19 protein-coding genes are annotated in these 21,421 nt (G+C 64.5%); 13 read left to right on the forward strand and 6 right to left on the reverse strand.

The window, feature by feature from the left end; all coding sequences use genetic code 11:
* The first annotated feature begins 1 nt into the window (after window position 1).
* On the forward strand, window positions 2–1,549 hold the full coding sequence (locus P9M14_04625) for a GMC family oxidoreductase (protein ID MDP8255011.1): 1,548 nt from the start codon (window positions 2–4) through the stop codon (window positions 1,547–1,549).
* A gap of 9 nt (window positions 1,550–1,558) precedes the next feature.
* On the opposite strand, the gene P9M14_04630 is transcribed toward P9M14_04625, so the two are convergent.
* Genes P9M14_04630 through P9M14_04650 form a run of 5 tightly spaced genes read right to left on the reverse strand, consistent with a single transcriptional unit; the run spans window position 1,559 to window position 6,454 of the window.
* On the reverse strand, window positions 1,559–2,791 hold the full coding sequence (locus P9M14_04630) for an ABC transporter permease (protein ID MDP8255012.1): 1,233 nt from the start codon (window positions 2,789–2,791) through the stop codon (window positions 1,559–1,561).
* Window positions 2,792–2,809: 18 nt separating this feature from the next.
* On the reverse strand, window positions 2,810–4,024 hold the full coding sequence (locus P9M14_04635) for an ABC transporter permease (GenBank protein MDP8255013.1): 1,215 nt from the start codon (window positions 4,022–4,024) through the stop codon (window positions 2,810–2,812).
* The gene (locus tag P9M14_04640; GenBank protein ID MDP8255014.1) at window positions 4,021–4,707 is read right to left on the reverse strand and encodes an ABC transporter ATP-binding protein; all 687 of its coding nucleotides are present in this window, start codon (window positions 4,705–4,707) and stop codon (window positions 4,021–4,023) included. Before P9M14_04640 ends, P9M14_04635 begins: the two co-directional genes overlap by 4 nt.
* Window positions 4,704–5,975, reverse strand: a complete 1,272-nt coding sequence (locus tag P9M14_04645; GenBank protein ID MDP8255015.1) for an efflux RND transporter periplasmic adaptor subunit — start codon at window positions 5,973–5,975, stop codon at window positions 4,704–4,706. The genes P9M14_04640 and P9M14_04645 overlap by 4 nt, the downstream gene beginning before the upstream one ends.
* 29 nt (window positions 5,976–6,004) lie before the next feature.
* Window positions 6,005–6,454: a hypothetical protein gene (locus P9M14_04650; GenBank protein MDP8255016.1), complete on the reverse strand. Its 450-nt coding sequence runs from the start codon at window positions 6,452–6,454 to the stop codon at window positions 6,005–6,007.
* A 66-nt stretch (window positions 6,455–6,520) separates the two neighbouring features.
* Between P9M14_04650 and P9M14_04655 the strand changes: the two genes are divergently transcribed.
* Entirely contained in the window at window positions 6,521–7,102 is a 582-nt protein-coding gene (locus tag P9M14_04655) for a CarD family transcriptional regulator (GenBank protein ID MDP8255017.1), read from the forward strand.
* A gap of 139 nt (window positions 7,103–7,241) precedes the next feature.
* Here P9M14_04655 and P9M14_04660 read toward each other — a convergent pair whose 3' ends face one another.
* Entirely contained in the window at window positions 7,242–8,090 is an 849-nt protein-coding gene (locus tag P9M14_04660) for an SDR family oxidoreductase (GenBank protein MDP8255018.1), read from the reverse strand.
* Between the two features lie 214 nt (window positions 8,091–8,304).
* Here P9M14_04660 and bioA point away from each other — a divergent pair, with 214 nt between their 5' ends.
* From bioA to pdxA, 11 genes are all read left to right on the forward strand, one after another.
* The gene (gene bioA, locus P9M14_04665) at window positions 8,305–9,648 is read left to right on the forward strand and encodes an adenosylmethionine--8-amino-7-oxononanoate transaminase (protein ID MDP8255019.1); all 1,344 of its coding nucleotides are present in this window, start codon (window positions 8,305–8,307) and stop codon (window positions 9,646–9,648) included.
* Complete coding sequence (locus P9M14_04670; protein ID MDP8255020.1) at window positions 9,641–10,036, forward strand: hypothetical protein; 396 nt, start codon at window positions 9,641–9,643, stop codon at window positions 10,034–10,036. Before bioA ends, P9M14_04670 begins: the two co-directional genes overlap by 8 nt.
* Entirely contained in the window at window positions 10,033–10,755 is a 723-nt protein-coding gene (gene bioD / locus P9M14_04675) for a dethiobiotin synthase (GenBank protein MDP8255021.1), read from the forward strand. Before P9M14_04670 ends, bioD begins: the two co-directional genes overlap by 4 nt.
* Before the next feature lie 10 nt (window positions 10,756–10,765).
* Entirely contained in the window at window positions 10,766–11,716 is a 951-nt protein-coding gene (galT, locus tag P9M14_04680; GenBank protein MDP8255022.1) for a galactose-1-phosphate uridylyltransferase, read from the forward strand.
* A gap of 35 nt (window positions 11,717–11,751) precedes the next feature.
* The gene (locus P9M14_04685; protein ID MDP8255023.1) at window positions 11,752–12,831 is read left to right on the forward strand and encodes a CDP-alcohol phosphatidyltransferase family protein; all 1,080 of its coding nucleotides are present in this window, start codon (window positions 11,752–11,754) and stop codon (window positions 12,829–12,831) included.
* Between the two features lie 32 nt (window positions 12,832–12,863).
* Complete coding sequence (gene nadA / locus P9M14_04690) at window positions 12,864–13,784, forward strand: quinolinate synthase NadA (GenBank protein ID MDP8255024.1); 921 nt, start codon at window positions 12,864–12,866, stop codon at window positions 13,782–13,784.
* Between the two features lie 12 nt (window positions 13,785–13,796).
* On the forward strand, window positions 13,797–17,306 hold the full coding sequence (mfd, locus tag P9M14_04695; protein MDP8255025.1) for a transcription-repair coupling factor: 3,510 nt from the start codon (window positions 13,797–13,799) through the stop codon (window positions 17,304–17,306).
* Between the two features lie 84 nt (window positions 17,307–17,390).
* Complete coding sequence (locus P9M14_04700) at window positions 17,391–18,419, forward strand: peptidylprolyl isomerase (GenBank protein ID MDP8255026.1); 1,029 nt, start codon at window positions 17,391–17,393, stop codon at window positions 18,417–18,419.
* Window positions 18,420–18,544: 125 nt separating this feature from the next.
* Window positions 18,545–19,516, forward strand: coding sequence for a SurA N-terminal domain-containing protein (locus tag P9M14_04705; protein ID MDP8255027.1), 972 nt, complete (start codon window positions 18,545–18,547; stop codon window positions 19,514–19,516).
* The gene (locus P9M14_04710) at window positions 19,516–20,523 is read left to right on the forward strand and encodes a SurA N-terminal domain-containing protein (GenBank protein ID MDP8255028.1); all 1,008 of its coding nucleotides are present in this window, start codon (window positions 19,516–19,518) and stop codon (window positions 20,521–20,523) included. The genes P9M14_04705 and P9M14_04710 overlap by 1 nt, the downstream gene beginning before the upstream one ends.
* A partial coding sequence (gene pdxA / locus P9M14_04715; protein ID MDP8255029.1) for a 4-hydroxythreonine-4-phosphate dehydrogenase PdxA occupies window positions 20,523–21,421 on the forward strand: 899 nt, incomplete at its 3' end. The genes P9M14_04710 and pdxA, both read left to right, overlap by 1 nt.

Below are 21,421 nucleotides of genomic sequence, written 5' to 3' on the forward strand. Positions count from 1 at the left end.
CATGGCGCCGGAATACTACGAGCTCAACGCGAAGATCGTCGACGGCTCGACCGTAGACGCGCCGCTGAATCTATCGGCCGACGTGGTGATCGTCGGCTCGGGCGCGGGCGGAGCGACCATGGCCAAGGAGCTAGCCGAGGCCGGCATGGAGGTGGTGCTGCTTGAGGAGGGGCGCTACTACGACCATCGCAACTACCCGCGCTCGGCCCTCGAGGCGTTTATGCAGCTCTACCGCGAGCAGGGAGCCACGGCCAGCCTGGGCAAACCGCCGATCTCGATGCCCGTGGGGCGCACCGTGGGTGGCACGACCACCATCAACTCCGGCACCTGCTTTCGCACGCCGGACCACGTGATGCTGCGCTGGTCCGTGCTGCAACAGCTTCCCGATCTCGACCCGACGAGCATGGGGCCGCTGTTCGAGCGCGTGGAAAAAATCATTCACGCCCACGAACTGCCGCGCGAGGTCTGGGGCAACAACGCGCTTGTCGTCGAGCGCGGTGCCAAGCAACTGGGGCTGACGGTCAAGCCGCTGGTGCACAACAACGAGAACTGCCGCGGCTGCGGCACCTGCGCCATCGGCTGCCCCGACGGGGCCAAACGCGCGGCCAACACCACCTACGTGCCGCTGTGCATCAAGGCCGGGGGCAAGGTTGTCAGCTCGGCCCGCGTGGAACAGATCGAAATCGCCAACGGCCGAGCAGTCGGGGTCAGCGGCAGTTTGCTCTCGGAGGACGGCCTGGAGGTCCGCGGCGAGTTGCGTGTGCGCGCGCCGCTGGTGATCATCGCCTGCGGCACCTTGCATACCCCGGTGCTGCTCAAGCGCAACAAGCTGGGCAAGCAAAGCGGCCAGCTTGGGCGCAACCTGACCGTGCATCCGGCGGTGCGCGTATTGGCGGTGATGGACGAGGAGGTTAAAAGTTGGATCGGCGTGCCCCAGGGGACCTACATCGACGACTTTAAAAGCGACGGGATCATGTTCGAGGGGATCGCAGTGCCGCCGGCCCTGGGTGCGCCGGTGCTGCCCTACATCGGACAGCAATACAAAGAGCTGATGGGCAACTACGCCAACGTCTCCACCTATGGGGTGATGATCTCGGACACTGCAACCGGCCGTGTGCTCAACAGCCGCAACCGGCCGCTGTCACTGTACAAGATGAGCAGGCAGGACGTGCGGCGCGTGCTGCGCGGCGTGGGCGTGCTGGCGCGGATCTACTTTGCCGCCGGGGCCAAAAGCGTCTACACCGGGGTGGCCGGCCTGCCGCAGATCAAGCCCGACCAGGTGCGCCTGTTCGAGCGCACCGACCCCGACCCGATGCGTCTGGAGTCGATGGCTTTCCACCCGCTGGGCACGGCGCGCATCGGCGTGTCGCGCGAGGAGAGCGTGTCGGACCCTTACGGCGAGCTGTGGGACGTCAAGGGGCTGTTCGCCGTGGACGGCGGCATGGTCCCCTCGAGCCTGGGCGTCAATCCGATGGTGACGATCATGGCGCTGGCCACGCGTAGCGCGCAGTACATCGCGGCCCAGCGCGCGAAATGGATCAGCTCCTGATTTGAGCCGCTACTCGTAGCGCAGGGCCTCGATCGGATCTTGATGCGCGGCGCGGTATGCGGGCCAGACGCCGAAGAACAGGCCGACCCCCAGCGAGAAAAAGAACGAGAGCAAAATCGGACCGAGGCTGATGTGCACCGGCAGCGAGGGGTAGTAGTGCGCGGCAAGCTTCAGGCCGCCCACCGAGAGAATTACGCCGAGCACCCCGCCCAGCGCCGAGAGCGACATCGCCTCGATCAGAAATTGCATCAGCACCGTGGCCTGGGACGCGCCCAGCGCCTTGCGGATGCCGATCTCCTTGGTGCGCTCCTTCACCGAGACCATCATGATGTTCATGATGCCGATCCCGCCGACCAGCAGGCTGATCGCGGCAATGCCGATCGCCGCGGCGAAGACCGAGCCGGTCAGCGCGCGCCAGGTGGTCATGATCGAGTCGCGGGTGAGGATCTCGAAGTCGTCGGGCTCGCCCCAGGGGACTTTGCGCCGGGCGCGCATAATGCCGCGCACCTGGTCCATCGCCGAGTTCACACGCTCGCCGGACACGGCGCGCACCGAGATCGTGAAGTCCGAGTGGCGGCGACCGACCTTGCGCTGAAGCGTGGAGATCGGCACGGCCACGTACATGTCCTGACTTTGGCCGAAGATCTCTCCCTGCCGCTCGGCAATGCCCACGATGGTGTAGCCGCCGCCGAAGATCGTCACCTGTTCGCCCAGGGCAGGGCGGTTTGGAAACAGCTTCTCGGCCACGTCCGGACCGACGATCGCCACGCGCCGCGCGGCGTCCACGTCGCCCGCAGTCAGGTTGCGGCCGATCTCGATGGAGATGTTGTTGATCTCGCCGTAGGTCTCGGTGATGCCGGCCAGCGAGACGTTGGGGTCGGTCTGCCCCACGCCGCCCCGGGCGCGCAGGCCCCACAGCGACAGGCTCGGGCCGACCAGGCTTACGTCGGGGCAGGCGCGCTTGATCGCCTCGGCGTCCTCGATCAACAGGTCTTTGCGCTTGGCGTAATCGCGCCACTGGGTGCCGCTGATCACGATCGCCGGCATTTTGGAGACGTAGAACGTCGAGGCGCCGATGCGTCCCAGTTCACGGTTGACCTGGGCGTTGACTCCGCCGACCACGCCCATCATCGCGATTACCGTGGCCACGCCGATGATCACGCCCAGGGTCGTCAGCGACGAGCGGAACTTATGTGCGCGGATCGCCTCGAGGGCGACCTTGATGCTCTCCCAAATACTCATCGCAGCGGTCCCACAGCGCTACTCATAGCTCAGCGCCTCGATCGGTTTGAGTCGACTGGCCTTGTAGGCCGGGTAGATGCCGAAGAAGATTCCCACCAGCGAGGAGAACAGCAGCCCGAGAATCACCGACCAGACCTGCACTGCCGCGGGCACCGGGCTGACCGCCGCCACCAGCATCGCCAGGCCGAACCCCAGGGCGATGCCGACCACCCCGCCCAGGGCGGAGAGCACAATCGCCTCGATCAGGAACTGCTGCAAAATCGAGCGCCGCTTGGCGCCCAGCGCCTTGCGGATGCCGATCTCCCGCGTGCGCTCGGTGACCGAGACCATCATGATGTTCATGATGCCGATGCCGCCGACCAGCAGGCTGATGAAGGCCACGGCGAACATCGCGGTGTACAGCCCGCCGGTGAGCTTCTCGTAGAGCTCGCGCAAAATGTCCATCTGGTTGATCGAGAAGTCGTTCTCCTCGCCGAAGCGCAGCCGTCGCGCGCGACGCATTACGCCGAGCACTTCTTCCTCAGTGGCGCTGACGTCGGCGGGATCGGGCGCCTGGACCAGGATCGTCAGCGAACGGTGGGCGCCGAAGCTCTTGAAGAACGTGCCCAGGGGGATGACCACGATCGTGTCCAGGTTGAAGCCCAGGGTCGATCCGGTCTTGCCCATTACGCCGATCACGCGGAAGCTGCGGCCTCCCAGATAGAGCCGTTTGTCGATCGGGTCCTCGCCCTGGAACAGCTGGTCCGCGATGTCCGCCCCGAGCACGACCACGTTGCGTGCGGCCTCGACCTCGGTCTCGCTGATGAAGCGGCCGCGCACCACCTCGATGTTGCGGATCGGCGCCCAGGAAGGCCCGGTGCCGTAGCATTGCACCATCTCGATCTTGTGGGTCTTGTAGCGGATGTCGCGTGAGGTGCGGGCGGTGATCGCCGTGTTCTGGGCCGTGCGAAGCTGGTCCTCGAGGATTCGCGCCTCGCGCATGGTGATGTCGCGTCGGCCGCGTATGGCCTCCCAATCGTTGGATCCCCAGTCCCATTTTTGCACGTAGAGCACGCCCTGGCCGATGGCGCTGATCGAGTTGCTGAACGACTCGTTGAGCCCCTCGATCACGCTGATGATCGCGATGATCGTGGTAATGCCGATCACGATTCCCAGCGTGGTGAGCAGGCTGCGCAGCAGGTTGGCCTTGAGCGAGAGCAGGGCCTGCTTGAAGTTTTCCCACAGTGCTCTCAAATTCGCTCATCCTTGACGATTTGGCCGTCGTGCAGGCGCACGATCCGGCGGGTCAGGCGGCCGATTTCCTCCTCGTGGGTCACGAGGATTACGGTGTTCCCCTCTTGCTGCAGATTGCCCATGATCTGCATGATCTCGGAGCTGGTCTTGCTGTCCAGGTTGCCGGTGGGCTCGTCGGCGAGAATGATCGAGGGCTTGGTGACCAGCGCCCGGGCGATGGCCACGCGCTGGCGTTCGCCGCCGGAGAGTTCGTTGGGCTTGTGGCTGCCGCGATCGCCCAACCCGACCTTGGCCAGGGCCTCGCGCGCGCGGCGTTTGCGTTCGGAAGAGCCCACTCCGGCGTAGACCAGCGGCAGCTCGACGTTGTGTTGGGCGCTGGCCCGCGGCAGCAGGTTGAAGGTCTGAAACACGAAGCCGATCTGGCGGTTGCGCACCACGGCCAGCTCGTTGTCGCGCATGCGGCTGACGTCGTTCTCGGCCAGCACGTAGCTGCCGGCCGAGGGCGTATCCAGGCAGCCCAGAATATTCATCAGCGTTGACTTGCCCGAGCCCGAGGGGCCCATGATCGCCATGTACTCGCCGCTTTCGACGTTGAGCGAGACGTTGCTCAGCGCGTGGACCTCGACCTTGCCCATGCGGTAAATTTTCCAGATCTCGGTCAGCTTGAGCAGCGGCTCGCTCACTCCTTGGCTCCCGGTCCGGCGACGTTTGACACTTCGACCGTCAGGCCGTCGTGCAGCATGGTGTTCAGCGTTTTGTAGCTGCCCGCGACGATCTCCTCGCCGGACTCGATCCCCTCCTTGATCTCGACGTGGGTCTCAGAGCTGATGCCGGTGGTCACCGGACGCATCAGCGCCTGGCCCTCCTGAATCACGAAAAGGCACTCGACCAGCCGATCGGTCTCGGGCGTGGGCGGACGTTCGAGCTTCTGCTTGCTCTCGCGCGCCTCGCGCAGCTCTTTCTCGACCACCGGGTCGCGCTTGGTCAGGCACTGCAACGGCACCGCCACCACCTGGTCCGCGCGGTCGACCTCGACGTCGACCGTGGCGCTCATTCCGGGCAGCAGCTTCTCGATCGGCCCCTCGATCGTCACCTTGACCTCGAAGCTGGTGGTCTCCTCCAGACCGCCGAGCCCTTTGATCAGCGGGCTTTTGGCGATGCGCGTCACCGTGCCGGAGAACTCGTCGTCGGGCAGGGCGTCGACCTCGATCTTGGCGCTGTCGCCGATCTGGATCTTGACCACGTCGTTCTCGTCAACCTCGAGCACACACTCCATTGCCGAAAGGTCGGCCACCACCATGATCACGTCCTGGGTGAACTGGTTGCCCATGGCGATCTCGCCAACTTCTTTATTGACCTTGACCGCGGTGCCCGACATCGGAGAGTGGATTACGGTCTTGCCCAATTGGTCGTCGGCGCTGTTGATCACCGCGCGGGCCTGGCTGCGTTGGGCCTTGGCCACCTCGACCTGGGCCTCGGCGCTCTCGTGGACTGTGCGCGCGTTCTCAAACGCCTGCTGCGAGGCCAGGCCGCGCTCGTGCAACTGCTCGATGCGCGCCAGCTCGCGCTGAGCTTGGGCCAGGTTGGCCTGCGCCAATTCCAGGCCGGCGTCGGCGCTGCGCAAACTGGCCCGCGCCTGGTCGCGCTGACTGGCGTACAGATCCTGGTCGAGCCGAACCAGCACTTGTCCCTTCTCGACCCAGTCGCCCTCATTGACGTCGAGTTGCACAATCTGGCCCGAGAGGTCGGCCGAGAGGTCGACCGAGACCACCGGCTGGATGCGCGCCGTGGCCTGCACGGTCTCTACCAGGTCGCGGGTTTCGCTGATCTCGCTCTGGACGGTAACCGGTCGCTGGGAGCAGCCGGCGAGCAGCAGCAAAGCAATCAAGGTCGCCAGCGTCGCCGTGATTATCATCCCCGGCGCGTTGCGGCCTGTTCGGTGCGTGGCCATCGTTTCTCCTCGACTATTGAATTAATTGCTCAGGGACTGGACGTATCCCCGGTCGATTTCGTTCCCTGGATGAATTCGATGCGATGAATGTCGCGGACCTTGATCTGCATGATTCCGATATCGGTCCGCCCGCTGCAACGCACCATGTTCTTGACTTTGATCTCGTGCGACGAGCCGTCCCAGAACAGCACCGCGGCGTTCTGAAAGCCCTGGTCGCCGGAGACGAAATCTACGGCCTGGATCTTTTCAAAGTCGATCGCCACCTGTGCCTTACCGCGCAGGCCGACCAGAAAGGTATCGCCGTCGCAGGTCACGTTCCAGGCCGGGGCGCTGACCAGCGACTTGTCGATCACCGTCACAGTGTAGTTCTCGTCGGGCTCGGGAATCACCGTGGCCGAGGGGCCGCCCAGGCCGGACATCCCGCAGGTGAGGGCCAAAATTCCCGCCAGGACCAGGATCAATACAATTAGACGTTTCATTGCCGGCCTCCGAGCTTTGGGCCGGTTATACCCGGCTGTTGACAGGCGCGTCAAGGATCGTCCGCCATGGCTGCCGATTGCGCCGTTTGGTGCGGTGTGATAAAAAATACTCTAAGTTTAGGCTCTTCACATCTTCACCTTTGGTGGTTCATGGGCAAGTTTAAAATTGGTCAAAAAGCCGTCTATCCTGCCCAAGGCGTCGGCGAGATCGAGGGAATCGAGAAAAAAGAGATCAGCGGACACAAGCAGAGCTTCTATATTCTGCGCATTTTGGACAACGACATTCGCATCATGATTCCCGTGGACAAGGCCGAGGTCGTGGGCCTGCGCAATATCATCGATGCCAAGGAAGCTAATAAAGTATTCAACATTTTAAAGAAACGTCCGAAGAACGTCGACAGCAAGACCTGGAACCGCCGCTATCGCGATTACATGTGCCGCATTAAAACCGGATCGCTGTTCGAGGTTGCCGCGGTGGTGCGTGATCTTTACCATCGCAGTCAAGATAAAGAGCTGTCGTTCGGCGAGCGCAAAATGCTCGATACGGCCCGCACCCTGCTGGTCACCGAGATGTGTTTCGCCACCAGCAGGGAGACCAAGTCGATCGAGAAGCGCATTGAAAAGCTGCTCGAGCGCAAGCCCAAATAATCCAACTCGATAACGGCTCAGACCGCTGGTCGTAATACAATAATTTACCCCACCCCATCCCCATCCAAAGGTGGGCATTACGGCCATAGAAAAAGGGGGCCTTGCGGCCCCCTGTCGGTGCATGTTGTTTGAGCGGTCTTTAAATCTTCATGATCTGATCGAGATTGTCCGCGATGTCCTGGGCGGACCAAACACCGTCTTTGACCACGCCCTCGGAAGTCACCATCTGGTAGAGGAAGACCTTGCCGCCCTGGATGCCGAAGATCTTGCCGGTGATGTTGGCCGAGAGGTCCGAGGCCAGGAACAGCGCCAGGGGCGCGATGTGGGCCGGGGAGAGCTCCTGGGCCACGCCCTCGGCCTGGAACATCGGCAGATCCTCGGTGAGCCTGGTCACCGCTACGGGAGCGATGCAGTTGACGGTTATGCCGGACTTCATCAGCTCCACGGCCGCGACCCTGGTGAATCCCGCGATTCCGGCCTTGGCCGAGCCGTAGTTGGTCTGACCGAAGTTGCCGATCAGTCCCGCCAGACTCGAGGTGGTGATGATCCGGCCGCCGCTGCCCTGTTCGCGGATCTGGTTGGCCGCCGCCTGCGAGCAGGAGAAGGTCCCCTTGAGGTGCACGGCAATCACCAGGTCCCACCAGTCCTCGGGCATTTTGGTCAGGGTCTTGTCGCGCAGGATGCCCGCGTTGTTGACCAGGATGTCCAGCTTGCCAAAGGCGTCTACCGCGGTCTTGACGATGTTCAGGCCGCCTTCCATCGTGGCCACCGAGTCGTAGTTGGCCGCGGCTTCGCCGCCAGCGGCCTGGATCTCTGCGACCACCTCGTCGGCGACCCGGACACTGCCGTCTCCCGAGCCGTCGCGCGATCCGCCGAGGTCGTTAATTACGACCTTGGCGCCCTCTTTGGCGAACAGCAGGGCGTACTCGCGTCCGATGCCGCTTCCGGAGCCGGTAATGACAGCTACTTTACCGTCTAGTAATCCCATGTCGATTACCTCCCTCTTGCCGGCGCTGGTGCGCCTTCGATGAATTTGTTAAACAGAATATTTTGGTTTATATCAGACGTTGATTGATCGTTCAATCAATTGGCAAAGTATCGTATCCGTGACAGCGGAGCAAGGCACGGGCGAGCCTGATATTTGGCATCGCCGCGGGCCGTTGCACAAACTTGATCGTCCGACTCCAGCACTCCGGGGATTCGTGGAAAAGACAGCGAGACTTAAAAAAATCGATCGCGAGCGGCTTTGGCATCCGTTCACGCCGATGCTCGACTGGCCTGAGGACGACGCGCCGATCATCGCACAAGCCCAGGGCTGCAAGCTGATCGATACCCAAGGCCGCAGCTACATCGACGGCGTGAGTTCGCTGTGGGCCAACGTCCACGGCCACCGCCATCCGCTGATCGACCGCGCGATCAAGGAACAGTTGGATCGCGTGGCGCATTCCACGCTGCTGGGGCTGAGCAACGTGCCCTCGATCGAGCTGGCGCAGAAGCTGATCGACGTTGCGCCGCCGGGCCTGACGCGGGTCTTCTACTCCGACTCGGGCAGTACCGCGATGGAGGTAGCGCTCAAAATCGCTTTCTCCTACTTCGTCAACATCGACCAGCCGCAGCGCAACGTGTTCGTGCGTTTCGACGGTGCGTATCACGGCGACACATTGGGCGCGGTGGGTCTGGGCGCCATTGACGCTTTTCACGAGCTGTACCGGCCGCTGCTGTTCGACGCGCCGGTAGCCCAGTATCCGTTCTGTTATCGCTGCCCGCGCGGCCTGAAGCGCGAGAGCTGCGACATGCAGTGCCTGGAGAGCCTGCAAAGCGTTCTTGACCAGCACAAAGGCACGGTGGCGGCTGTGGCCATCGAACCGCTGGTCCAGGGCGCGGCGGGCCTGCGTGTGGCGCCCGCGGGGTTTTTGACCCAGGTGGCGCGGCTGACGCGCGAGGCCGGTGCGCTGCTGATCTGCGATGAGGTGGCCACGGGCTTTGGCCGCACCGGCGCGATGTTCGCCTGCGAGCACGAGAACGTGTCGCCGGATATTATGGCCCTGGCCAAGGGAATCAGCGGCGGCTACCTGCCGCTGGCCGCCACGCTGACCAGCGAGCCGGTGTTTGAAGCGTTCCTCGGGGACGAGGGCGCGCCGCGCACGTTCTTTCACGGTCATACCTACACCGGCAATCCATTAGCCTGCGCCGCGGCCCTGGCCAGTCTCGAGGTCTTTGATAGCGAACAGGTGATCGCAAGGCTCAAGCCCAAGGTCGAGCTGTTCGCCGAGCTGTTGCAAGGATTTTACGAGCACCGTATTGTTGGCGATGTCAGACACATCGGCCTGATGGCGGGGATCGAGCTGGAGCCCGCACAGCGGCTGGGGACCCAGTCCCCGGCTCGGCGCGTGATTCTCGAGGCGCGCAAGCTCGGCGCGATCCTGCGGCCGCTGGGCGAGGTGCTGGTGCTGATGCCGCCGCTGGCGATCGACCAGACCGAGCTGCGAGCGCTGGTCCGGATCGCCCGTCGGGCGCTGAGCACGGTGGAGGAGCAAGGTGTATAGGCAGTGGATCAAGCGTCTGGGGAACATACTGCTGTTGGGATCGGCGATCACTCTGGGAGCCGGGGTAGCGTTGTTCCTTTGGCCGCACGTACTGTGCGCCTACCTCGGGCTGCCCGAGCTGAGCTCGACGTTGTTCGCCAGGACCTGCGGCCTGATGATCTTCCTGTTCGGCGCGGTCTACACCAAGGCGCTGATCAACCGCGACGTCAACCGAACAATCTTTTGGCTCGGCGGTTTCGAAAAGATGCTGTTCGCGTCGCTGCTGGCGGTCTACACCCTGATCGAGCCGCTGAGCTGGATGACCTGGATCGTGGTCGGCCTCGACCTGGCGCTGGGCGTGACGTTCTTCGTCTATCTCAAGATCTACCGTGAGGACAATTGGCTGTGATCGAACACGGACTGTTTATCACCTCGACCGATACCGGCGCGGGCAAGACCGCCGTGGCCGCCTGCCTGACCGCCGCGCTGATCGCCCGCGGCCGCGAGGCATTGGCACTCAAGCCGCTGGAGTCCGGCTGCACGGCCACGCCCGAGGGGTTGATCGGCCCGGACTCGAGCCTGCTGTGCCGGGTCAGCGGATTGCTGCTCGACCAGGTGGTGGTGGAGCGCTTCACTTGGCCGGTGGCCCCGGCCGTGGCCACACGCCTGGCCGGAGTGGAGCAGCTTGACTTGGACGAGTTGGCCGAGCGCATCAACTCGCTGGCGCCGCGCGGCGTGACCGCGTTGGTCGAATCGATCGGCGGGCTGCTCGTGCCGCTGAACGAGGAACAGACCACGGCCGACCTGGCGCGCATCCTGGGCCTGCCGCTGCTGCTGGTGGTGGCCAACCGCTTGGGATGCCTCAGCCACGCTCTGCTCAGCGTCGAGGCGATCCGCAGCCGCGGCCTGGAGTTCGCCGGTTGGGTGCTCACCGAGCTTGCGCCCGACGACCCGGCGGACGCTGCCCGCAATGAGAATTACGTCGAGCTGGCCGCGCGCATCGACGCGCCGTGCCTGGGGCGACTGCCGTTCGTCGGCGGCCTGGCCGTGCTGCCCGCCGACGGGCTGGCCGCACTGGCCGAGGAACATCTCGGGGCGGCGCTGCAACTTCTTGATCCCGGCAACTAAGAGGATTGCAATGAGCGAGCTGCGTTACGACCCGACCCGGCGGCAGTGGATCGCCACGGCCACCGAGCGCATGGACCGGCCGCAGATGCCCCGCGACTGGTGCCCGTTCTGCCCGGGCAGCGGCAAGGTTCCCGAACACTACGACGTACACATCTACGCCAACGACTTCCCCACGCTCAGTTCGCCGCCGCCCGAGCCGATGCTGCCCGACGATCCGCTGTACCGCGTTAAGCCCAGCTGGGGCGCGTGCGACGTGGTGCTCTACCACCCGGATCACAACACCAGCTTTCTCGAACTGAGCGACGAGCACCTGCTCAAGCTGCTGCGGCTGTGGCAGCAACGCTATCTGGAACACTGCGACAACCGCCACGTGCGCTACGTCTACATCTTCGAGAACAACGGCGAGGCGATCGGCGTGACCATGCCGCACCCTCACGGCCAGATCTACGCCTATCCGTTTTTACCGCCGGTGATCGACGCCGAGGTGCGCGCGGCGCGCGACTATCTGCGCAAACACGATCGCTGCCTGCACTGCGAGATCATCCAGCGCGAGCTGCGCTTCAAACAACGCATGGTCTATCGCGGTGAAGGGTTCGTCGGCTTCATTCCGTTCTGGGCGCGTTGGCCGTTCGAGGTACACCTCTACCCGCGCAAACACACGCCGGACATCACCGCACTCAAGGGCCGCCGGGCATTGGGCCTGATGCGCTCGATTCGGGCCGTGCTGCGAGCCTACCAGGGCTACTACGGCCCGCGCTTCCCCTACATGATGGTGATGCATCAGGCCCCGGCGCGCAGTCACGACGATCCAGCCTGCCACCTGCACGTCGAGTTCTACCCGGTGATGCGCAGCCGCACCAAGCAGAAGTTCCGCGCCGGATCCGAGACCGGGGCCGGAATGTTCGTCAACGATTCAGCGCCCGAGTACAAGGCCGCGGAGCTACGAGCGTATGTTGAATGATATCGGCGAAACGTTGTGATAAACTCGGCGCCGTTATGAGCAACGGCAAACCGCTGATCACCGCCAACCAGATGACGATGCTGCGCATCGTGGTGCTGCCGGTGCCGGTCTACCTGCTCTACGGCGGACCGACCTCGATGTTGATCGCGATGGGCTTGCTGGCCGTGGCCGGCGTCACCGACTATCTCGACGGCATGCTGGCGCGCAAGTACGGGTCCACTGAATTCGGCCGTTTCCTCGATCCGCTGGCCGACAAGCTGATGGTCGGAGCGTTGTTCCTGCCGCTGGTGCATCGCGGTTTTCTGCCGGCCTGGATCGTGGCCTTGATGTTCGCGCGCGAATTCCTGGTAACCGATCTGCGCACGGTCTACACACACCTTAAATACGACATGGCCACCAGCGAGCTGGCCAAGATCAAAACCAACGTTCAGGTGATGGGCGGCTCGGTGATCCTGTTCTATTTGGCGCTGCCCGAGTCGAACATCCCGCGTCTGGTGCTGTCGATAATCGCCGCCGGGCTGATTTTGTTCGGCGTGCTCTACAAGCTCAAGAAGGGCAAGATCCACCACCGGCTGTGGGTGGCGATCGTGCTTTGGGGTTACGCCTGCCTGATCCTCTGGCTGTTCAGCGCCCGCGCCGCCGCAATCTGGATCATGGTGCCGATCATGCTCTGGACGGTCTATACCGGCTGGCAGTACATCCACGGCGGCTGGAGCACCCTGCGCGGCTTCCTGCGCAGTAATCCGTTGGCCGGGATGTCGCTGCTGCTCAGCGGCGCGGTGCTGCCGCTGGCCCTGGTGTTCAGCCTCGACGTCGCGCCGCCGCTGGTGGTGCTGATCTACCTGATCGCCATGATCGAGCTCACCGTGGGCGGAGTCGAGAACTTCCTTTCCCTGAGCCACGCCGGGCTGCACTGGGCCGAGCGCTTTGTCAAACTGGCGATCCTCTGCACCGCACTGATCGTGCTGATTTATTTCAGCGGCGAGCGGGTTCTGCCCCCGGCCTGCCGTTACGGCCTGTGCGTCACAGCCTTTGTGGCCAGCGCCTTTTACGCGGCATGGTACGCCGCGGCCTACCGCAGGCGGATCAGCTCGGGCAGCCCAACCGCGGAGTAACCCGGCCCGACAATCGATTTCGAGGCATGACCATGGATGAGGCGAAGACGATCGAGCGCATCCGCGAACTGGCGCGCGAAAAAAACGTTCTGCTGCTGGCGCACAACTATCAGCGCCCCGAGGTCCAGGATCTGGCCGATCACGTGGGCGACAGCCTCGGACTGTCGATCATCGCCACGCAGACCGACGCCGAGTTGATCGTATTTTGCGGCGTACATTTCATGGCTCAGAGCGCGGCGATCCTCGCGCCGGATCGTACGGTGCTGCTGCCGCGCATGGAAGCCGGTTGCCCGATGGCCGACATGATCGACGCCGAACAGCTGATCGAGTTCAAAGCCGAGCACCCCGGGGCCGCGGTGGTGACCTACGTCAACAGCACGGCCGAGGTCAAGGCGCTGTCCGACATCTGCTGCACCAGCGCCAACGCCCAGCGCGTCGTGCAGTCCCTTGACGCGGACGAGGTGCTGTTCGTGCCGGACCGCAACCTGGCGGCCTGGGTGGCGCGCCACGTGGACAAACGCGTGATCCCCTGGCACGGTTTTTGTGTGACTCACGAGCTGCTCACGGCCGATGATGTGCGCCTGGCCCGCGAGCAGCACCCCGCCGCGCTGGTGATGGCCCACCCCGAGTGCCGCGCCGAGGTGCTCGACCTGGCCCACGAGGTGCGCAGCACATCGGGGATGCTCGAGGTGGCGCAGCACAGTGAGGCCCAGGAGTTCATCGTTTGCACTGAAATCGACATGCTGCACCGGCTGCGCCTGGATAATCCGCACAAGCGCTTTTTCCCGGCGAGCCTGAACATGGTCTGCTCCAATATGAAGCTGACCACGCTACGCGATGTCCAGGCCGCGCTTTGCGACCCGCCAAGCTTCACGGTCGAGGTTGCGGCTGATGTGCGCGAACCGGCCAAACGCGCTCTGGACCGCATGCTGGCAACCCCACGCGACGCATAATTCGGATTAATCATGTTTCCTGAGCGGCTGGACCAGCTCGCGCAATTGGCGCTGGATGCGCGGCCCGCGGCAGCTCCCGGACTGGCGGGCAGTGCGCCGCAGCTGTTGCTGTCGCGGATGCTCGAGCGCCTGGACCGCCCGATTTTACTGATCACGCCCGACAGGCCATCGGCGCGACTCTCGCTCGAGGCGCTACGACTGTTCCTGGGCGAGTCGGCGGACGAGCCCCAGCGGGTGATCGAGTTCCCGGACTACGACGTGGCGCCCTACGAGGCGATCAGCCCGGCGGGTTACACCGTGGCCGAGCGCATCCGCGTCTGCCATCGGCTGGGTCGGGTCGGACCGCCGCCGATCGTGGTCGCCGCGGCGCGGGCGCTGACGATCCGCGCCATGCCGCCGCAGGATCTCGAGGCGCGCCTGACCCAGCTGCGATTGGGCCAGCACCTGGACCGCGAGGAGCTGATCGAATTTCTGGTCCAGGCCGGGTTCGTCAGGTCGCCGCTGGTCGAGGATCTGGGCGACTTCTCGGCCCGCGGCGAGCTGGTCGACGTGTTCCTGCCGCAGCTCGAGCGGCCGGTGCGCATCGAGTTCGACATCGATCGCATCAAGTCGATCCGCACCTTTGACCCGCAGTCGCAGCGCACGCGCTCGCAACTCGACAACGTGGCTGTGATCCCGTTTCGTGAGATCGCGCTCACCGCCGAGGCCCGCGAGCTGTTCGCACGCCAGATTAAACGTCTGGCCGACGAGCTGAACATCGGCAAACGCAGCCGGGACCGCCTGGAGCAAAGCGTGCGCTCGGGCGTGTTTTTCCCGGGCATCGAGTTCTTTTCCGCGCTGTTTTTCGAGCGGCCCTTGGTCTCGCTATTGGACTATCTGCCGCACGGATCGCTGGTGGCGCTGCTCGATCCGCTGGAAGTCGGCCGGGAGCTGGACAAGGCCTACCAGCGGCTGGTCGAGCGCCGCGACGAACGCGCGGACGCGGGGATGATCGTGCCGCACCCCGAGCAGCTCGGGGTGGAGCCCGCCGAGCTGATGCAGCAGATCCAGGGTTTCAAGCCGCTGCTGTTCGGGCCGCTGGATCCGACCGACGCTTTCCAGGCACGGATCGAAACTCTGCCCTGGGAGGCGCAGTCCAACGCCGAACTGCGCGACCAGATCGTGGCCCAGCCGCCCGAGCGGATGCTCGAACCGCTGGTCCAGCGCCTGCGCCGGGCCGTTGATCAGGAGGCCAAGCCGCTGGCTGTGGCCCACACCGCGGAGCAGCGCGAGCGCCTGGCGCGGCTGCTCGCGCCCCACGGCGTGCGCGCGAAGATCGACGACGAGGCCTGGGTGATCGAGGCTGCGCGCGCCGATGCGCACGATCTGCAGACCGTGACCATTGTCGGCGGCGAGCTGACGCAGGGACTGTTCTGGCCCGAGGCCGGGCTGTTTTTGCTCGCCGAGGAGGAGCTGTTCGGCCAGCGCCGCCGCCGCTCGCGCACGATCCGCCAGGAGTACGAGGCCGCACGCATCGAGGACTTCGACCAGATCGGCCAGGGCGATTACCTGGTCCACGCGCACAACGGCATCGGGCGCTACAGCGGCTTGGCGCGAATCAAGGCCGGCGATACCGAGGTCGAGTGCATGCTGCTCGAGTACGCGCGCGGCGATCGGCTCTACGTGCCGGTGGACCGGCTGGGACTGGTGCAGCGCTACGTGGGCGGGGAAGGGCACCCGACCCTCGATCGGCTGGGGGGCGTGCGCTGGAACAATGCGCGCAAGCGGGCGCGCAAGGCCACGCGCAAGATGGCCAAGCAGTTACTGGCGCTCTACGCGGCCCGGCGCGCCCAGCCCGGCTACGGATTCTCCGAGCCCGACGCGACCTACGAGGCGTTCGCCGCGACCTTCCCCTTTGAGGAGACGCCGGACCAGCAGCGGGCGATTCAGGAGGTGCTCGAGAATTTGCAGCAGCCGCGGCCGATGGACCGGCTGGTCTGCGGCGACGTGGGCTTCGGCAAGACCGAGGTCGCGCTGCGCGCGGCGTTCCTGGCGGCGATGGACGGCAAACAGGTTGCGGTGCTGGTGCCGACCACGACCCTGGCCTACCAGCACTTCCGCACATTCTCGCAACGCCTCGAGAAATTCCCGCTCAAAGTCGGGATGCTCTCGCGCTTTGTGCCCACGGCTGTGCGGCGGCAGGTGGTGGAGCAGATCAAGGTCGGCCAAGTCGACCTGGTGGTCGGCACGCATCAGCTGTTGTCCAAGTCTATCCAGTTTAAGGACCTTGGACTGCTGATCGTCGACGAGGAGCAGCACTTCGGCGTGGCGCAGAAGGAGCGGATCAAGCAGCTGCGGCACAGCGTGGACGTGCTGACCATGACCGCCACGCCGATCCCGCGCACGTTCCACATGAGCCTTACCGGGCTGATGGACCTCTCGACGATCAACACCCCGCCCCAGGACCGGTTGGCGGTTAAAACCTTTATCGCGCACTTCGACGAGGACACCATCCGCCAGGCGCTGCTGCGCGAGCTGGGGCGCGGCGGCCAGGCGTTCGTGATCCACAACCGCGTGCGCACCATCGACTCGCTGGCCGGGCGCATCGCCCGGCTGCTGCCCGAGGCGCGGATCGAGATTGCCCACGGCCAGATGGCCAAAGGCGAGCTGGAGCAGGTGATGATCCGCTTTGCCCGCAACGAGATCGACGTGCTGGTCTGCACGGCGATCATCGAGGCCGGCATCGACTTTCCCAACGTCAACACGATCATCATCGACCGCGCCGACACCTTCGGCCTCTCTCAGCTCTACCAGCTGCGCGGCCGGGTCGGCCGCGGCAACCGCAGGGCGTTCTGCTACGCCCTGGTTCCGCACGAGGCCGCGATCACGCCCGACGCCAAGCGTCGGCTCGACGTATTGCGGCGCTTTACCAAGCTGGGCAGCGGGTTCCGCATCGCCCAGCACGACCTGGAGATCCGCGGCGCGGGCAACCTGCTCGGTGGCGAGCAGTGGGGCCACCTGGCGGCGATCGGCTTCGAGATGTACGCCCAGATGCTCGAGCGGGCGGTCAAGGAGATGCGCGGCGAGGCCGTGACTGATCGCATTGATCCCGAGGTCAACCTGCCGCTGGAGTCCTGGATACCCGAATCATACGTGGCCGACCAGGCGTCGCGCCTGACGCTGTACAAACGGATCGCGGCCTGCGCCGAGGAGCCCGATCTCGAGCAGATGCATCTGGAGCTTGAGGATCGCTTCGGCGCGCTGCCGCCCCAGGCGCTTAACCTGCTGAAGGTGATGGGGCTACGGCTGAACCTGGCGCGGCTGGGCGTCGCCAACCTGGACTACGGCCAGGGGCTGCTGGCGCTGAGCTTCGACCCGAGCACGTTGATCGGGCCGCAACGCCTCGTCGAGTTCGTCACCCAGGACAAACAACGGCGCTCGATTACCCCCGAGGGGCGGCTGCTGTTGCGGGTGGGCAAGCTGCCTCCGGCGAAAATCATCAGCTTCGTCAACAGGCTCTTGCGCGATATCCAGGGTATATGATATAGACTTTCGTCCTGTCGACGGTCGTGGCCGTCGAGATAAAACCGATAAAGTACTTACGTAGAAATAGGGAGATAGCGCAATATGAGAGTCAAGCCGATTGCTCTGTTGTTACCGATCGTTATGTGTCTGGGCCTGATTGCCATGATCGCGGCCTGCGAACAGCCGGCCACCACCAGCTCCAGCTCTTCGACTGCCCCGGACAGCGCCGGCGGCACCGAGTTGGCCAAGGTCGGCACCACGGTGATCACATTCGAGGAGTTCAACTCCAGCCTTGAGCGCGTACCTCCATATTTTCGTCAGCGCCTGGCCACCCGCGAGGGCAAGCTGCAGCACCTGGACACCCTGGTGGTCAAGGAGCTGTTCTACCAAGAAGCGCTGAACAAGGGCTACGACCAGGATCCGGACTTCCTCGAGGAGCTCGATATGGTCAAGAAGACCCTGCTCTACAATAAGGTGCGCAACGAGTTCGCCAAGACCGACTTCGCTCCCACCGAGGACGAGAAAAAGGCCTACTACGAGGAGCACACCGAGGAGTTCTCCATTCCCGAGCGCGCCACGGTGCGCCATATAATGACCAAGCTGCGCCGCAACGCCACTCCCGAGGATGAGGCTGCGGCCGAGACCAAAATCGGGCAGGCTCAGGCCGAGCTCAAGGGCGGCGACTTCGCCGCTGTGGCCGAGAAATTTTCCGAGGAGCGCGGTTCGGCCAGCAAGGGCGGTCTGCTCAGCCCGATCAAGAAGGGTTCGCGGGGCAAAGAGTTCGACGAGGCCGTGTTCGCGCTGCAGAGCGTGGGCGAAATCAGCCCGGTGTTCCGCGATTCGCGCGGTTTTCACATCGTCCAGCTCGAGAAGAAAGAGCCGACCGAGGTCCGCGACTACGACAGCGTCGAGCGCACCATCGAACGCAAGATCATCAACGAGCGTCGCCGCGAGCAGTATGAGACTTACATCACCGATCTCAAGGGACGCATCGGCGTGACCATCGACGAGAACCTGCTGGTCGACGAGTCCGCGGGCGAGCCCGAGGCCGACGCCGAGGCGATCCCCGTCCCGAAAAGCGACGGCGAGATCGAGCTTGCGCCGGTCAGCTCCGAGGAGAAGACCGAATAGCTCAGACGCCTCTGGCAATTGTTGACGTCCGGGGGGCGGCGGCGTTGCCGTCGCCCCTTTTTATTAGCCTGACGAATAATCCAGGCTAGGGTTATAATTCGGCGCCCCATGACGTAGCGTGAGATATGTTCGAGCTTAGGCACATAATAATCGTCGTTCTGCTTGCGGCGCTGGCCTGCGCTTGCGCCACGAGCTGCGCCGACGAGCGGCTCGAACAGCAATCGAGCGAGCGGCTGGTGGCCAGCGTCAACGGCCAGCCGATCACCCAGGCCGAGTTCGAGGCGCGTTTCGCGGCCTCGCGCTCGTCGTTGATGGTGCAGTCCGACGATTCGCTGAGCGAGCTGCGGCTGCGGCTGGCGTTTCTCGACCACCTGACCAGCGCCGAGCTGGTGCGTCAGGAGGCTCAGCGCCTGGGGATTTCGATCCCGGACCAGGAGGTCGACGCGGCGCTGGATCAGCTGAGTTCGCAGTACCCCGAGGGCGAGTTCGAGGCCACACTATTGGGCCGCGGCGTGTCCCTGGACGAACTGCGGCGTTCGCTGCGTGATCGGCTGTTGACCGAGCGGATGGTACAGCAGGTGGTCGAGCCGACGATCAAGGTCGAGTCGGCCGACGTCGAGGCGCTGTACAACGCGCCCATCGAGCAGTACACGCGCCCACGTTCGGTGCACGTGCTGCAGATAGTGGTCAAGAAAGAGGAGCAGGCGCGCGAGGTATCGGCGCAACTGCAAACTCAGGTTGAGTTCGCGGACCTGGCGCGGGCCAAGTCGATCGCTCCCGAGGCGGGGCAGGGCGGCGACCTGGGATGGGTCGAGCCCGGACAGCTGCCCGAGCAGATGGATTTGGCGATTTGGGATATGCAGCCCGGCGAGGTGAGCGAGACGATCGCCACCAGCTACGGATTTCACGTGTTCAAGGTTTTACAACTGCGGCCCGCGAGCGTGATCGAGCTCGAACGGGTTCGGCCGCAGATCGAGCGCGAGCTGGCCGAGGGCCTGGTGGACGAGGCCTGGGAGGTCTACGTCGACCAACTGCGGGCCAAGGCGCACATCACGATCAACGAGTCCCTGCTCAGCGCGGGGACGGGAGCCAAGTAATGAGACGTTTAAGCACAGCCGCGGCGATGCTGCTCGCATGCCTGCTGATCGCCGCGCCCGCCGTGGCGCGGGTCGTCGATCGGGTGGCTGCGGTGGCCGGATCCGAGATCATCACCACCTTCGAGGTCGAGCGGTTGTTCTCCTACGAGAAGCAGAACCTCGATCCCACGTTGCCCCCGGCGCAACGGCTGGAGGCCGAGGCCCAGGTACGCAATATGATCCTGCAGGTATTGGTGCAGGATCGGCTGCTTGACCAAGAGATCGAACGCCTGGGGCTGACCGTCAGCGAGCGCGAGGTCGACGAGGCTCTACAGGATCTGGTCGAGCAAAGCGGCATGCGGCGCTCCGACCTGGAGTCGGCGCTGGCCGCCGAGGGGCGCACGATAGTGGATCTGCGCGAGCAGCTCAGCCGTCGAATCAAGAAGGAGCGCTACGTGCAGTACCGCCTCAAGGGCGGAGTGATGGTCGAGGACGAAGAGGTGCTGAACTATTACAACCAGCACATCGACGAGTTCATGCGCAGGCCGATCGTCGAGCTGGGCGAGATCCGCATCAACGTGCCGCCCGAGGCTGACGAAGCCGCCGTTTCCGAGCGCTACGCCCGAGCGATCACCGTGATGCAGCTGGTCGTAGCGGGCGAGGATTTTTCGCAGGTGGCGCGCAGCTTCTCCGATGCGCCCAGCGCACCCGACGGCGGTTCCCTGGGTACGATCTCCGATCCGAGCATGCTCAAGCAGGAGTACCGCGACGCTCTCAAGGGTCTCGAACCGGGCAGACTGAGCAGCATCTACCGCGACGAGCGCGGCTTCTTCTTCATCACCGTGCTCAACGAGAGCTCGGCGGGCAAGGTCCCCTTTGACGAGGTGGAGGCTCGAGTTCGCCGCACGCTGTTCAACAAGGCCGTGGACCGCGAGATGCAGCGGATCGACCGCGAGCTGCGCGAGAAACACCACGTCGAGATTAAAGTCGACTACCTCAAGCTGCTGCACCAGGATGCCGACGACTGATGCGGCCGGTGCGCTTGGCGGTCAGCCTCGGCGACCCCGCTGGGGTCGGACCGGAGCTGCTGGCCGCGCTGGCAGGGCGCGACGCAGGGCTTCCTGACAATATCTATCTGACTGTCTTTGGCGACCGTGGGGCGCTCGAGCGCGGCTGCGTTGCGGCCGGAGTCGATCCGACTCTAATCCGCGAGCTACCCGCCGACGGTCTGTCGGAGCCGACGCCGGGCAAGCTGGACCTGGTGCAGGTCGGCGATGCCTTGGGCCCGGTTAAGTTAGGCGCGGTGGATGCCGACTGCGGCGCGGCGAGCTTCGAGTGGTTCAGCGCGGCGGTGGAAGCGGTCGTTGCAAGATCAGCCGACGCCGTGGTCACCGGACCGATTTGCAAACAAAGCTGGGCCGAGGCCGGGGTGCAATACGCAGGTCACACCGGCTGGCTGGCGCAGCGCTTCGGCTTGCCCACAGTAATGATGCTCGCCGGACCGCGGCTGCGGGTGGTGCCGCTGACTGTGCACGTGCCGCTGGCCCGTGTGCCGCAACTGCTGACGCGCGAGCTGGTGCTCGAGCAGCTGCGGATTTTGCAGCGGGCGCTGATCGAGGATTTCGGCGTCAAGCGGCCGCGGATCGCCCTGGCCGGGCTCAACCCCCACGCGGGGGAGGGCGGCGGCATCGGCCGCGAGGAACTCGAGGTGCTGATCCCGGCGGCCCAGACCCTGCGTGCGGAGGGGATCGATATCAGCGACCCGCTGCCTGCGGACGGCTTGTTCCCTGCTGCGATCGACGGCGGATACGACGCCGTGGCCTGCCCGACCCACGACCAGGCGCTGATTCCGTTCAAACTGTTGCAGATGCACAGCGGGGTCAATTTGACCCTCGGCCTACCGATCGTGCGCACCAGCCCGGCCCA

It is taken from the genome of Candidatus Alcyoniella australis (genome assembly GCA_030765605.1).
In the GTDB taxonomy this organism is placed as follows: domain Bacteria; phylum Lernaellota; class Lernaellaia; order JAVCCG01; family Alcyoniellaceae; genus Alcyoniella; species Alcyoniella australis.

Coding starts and splice junctions, on each gene's coding strand:
- P9M14_04625 (MDP8255011.1), top strand. CDS start 2: ATGGCGCCGGAATACTACGAGCTCAACGCGAAGATCGTCGACGGCTCG.
- P9M14_04630 (MDP8255012.1), bottom strand. CDS start 2,791: ATGAGTATTTGGGAGAGCATCAAGGTCGCCCTCGAGGCGATCCGCGCA.
- P9M14_04645 (MDP8255015.1), bottom strand. CDS start 5,975: ATGGCCACGCACCGAACAGGCCGCAACGCGCCGGGGATGATAATCACG.
- P9M14_04650 (MDP8255016.1), bottom strand. CDS start 6,454: ATGAAACGTCTAATTGTATTGATCCTGGTCCTGGCGGGAATTTTGGCC.
- P9M14_04655 (MDP8255017.1), top strand. CDS start 6,521: ATGGCTGCCGATTGCGCCGTTTGGTGCGGTGTGATAAAAAATACTCTA.
- P9M14_04660 (MDP8255018.1), bottom strand. CDS start 8,090: ATGGGATTACTAGACGGTAAAGTAGCTGTCATTACCGGCTCCGGAAGC.
- galT (MDP8255022.1), top strand. CDS start 10,766: ATGAGCGAGCTGCGTTACGACCCGACCCGGCGGCAGTGGATCGCCACG.
- P9M14_04685 (MDP8255023.1), top strand. CDS start 11,752: ATGAGCAACGGCAAACCGCTGATCACCGCCAACCAGATGACGATGCTG.
- nadA (MDP8255024.1), top strand. CDS start 12,864: ATGGATGAGGCGAAGACGATCGAGCGCATCCGCGAACTGGCGCGCGAA.
- mfd (MDP8255025.1), top strand. CDS start 13,797: ATGTTTCCTGAGCGGCTGGACCAGCTCGCGCAATTGGCGCTGGATGCG.
- P9M14_04700 (MDP8255026.1), top strand. CDS start 17,391: ATGAGAGTCAAGCCGATTGCTCTGTTGTTACCGATCGTTATGTGTCTG.
- P9M14_04705 (MDP8255027.1), top strand. CDS start 18,545: ATGTTCGAGCTTAGGCACATAATAATCGTCGTTCTGCTTGCGGCGCTG.
- P9M14_04710 (MDP8255028.1), top strand. CDS start 19,516: ATGAGACGTTTAAGCACAGCCGCGGCGATGCTGCTCGCATGCCTGCTG.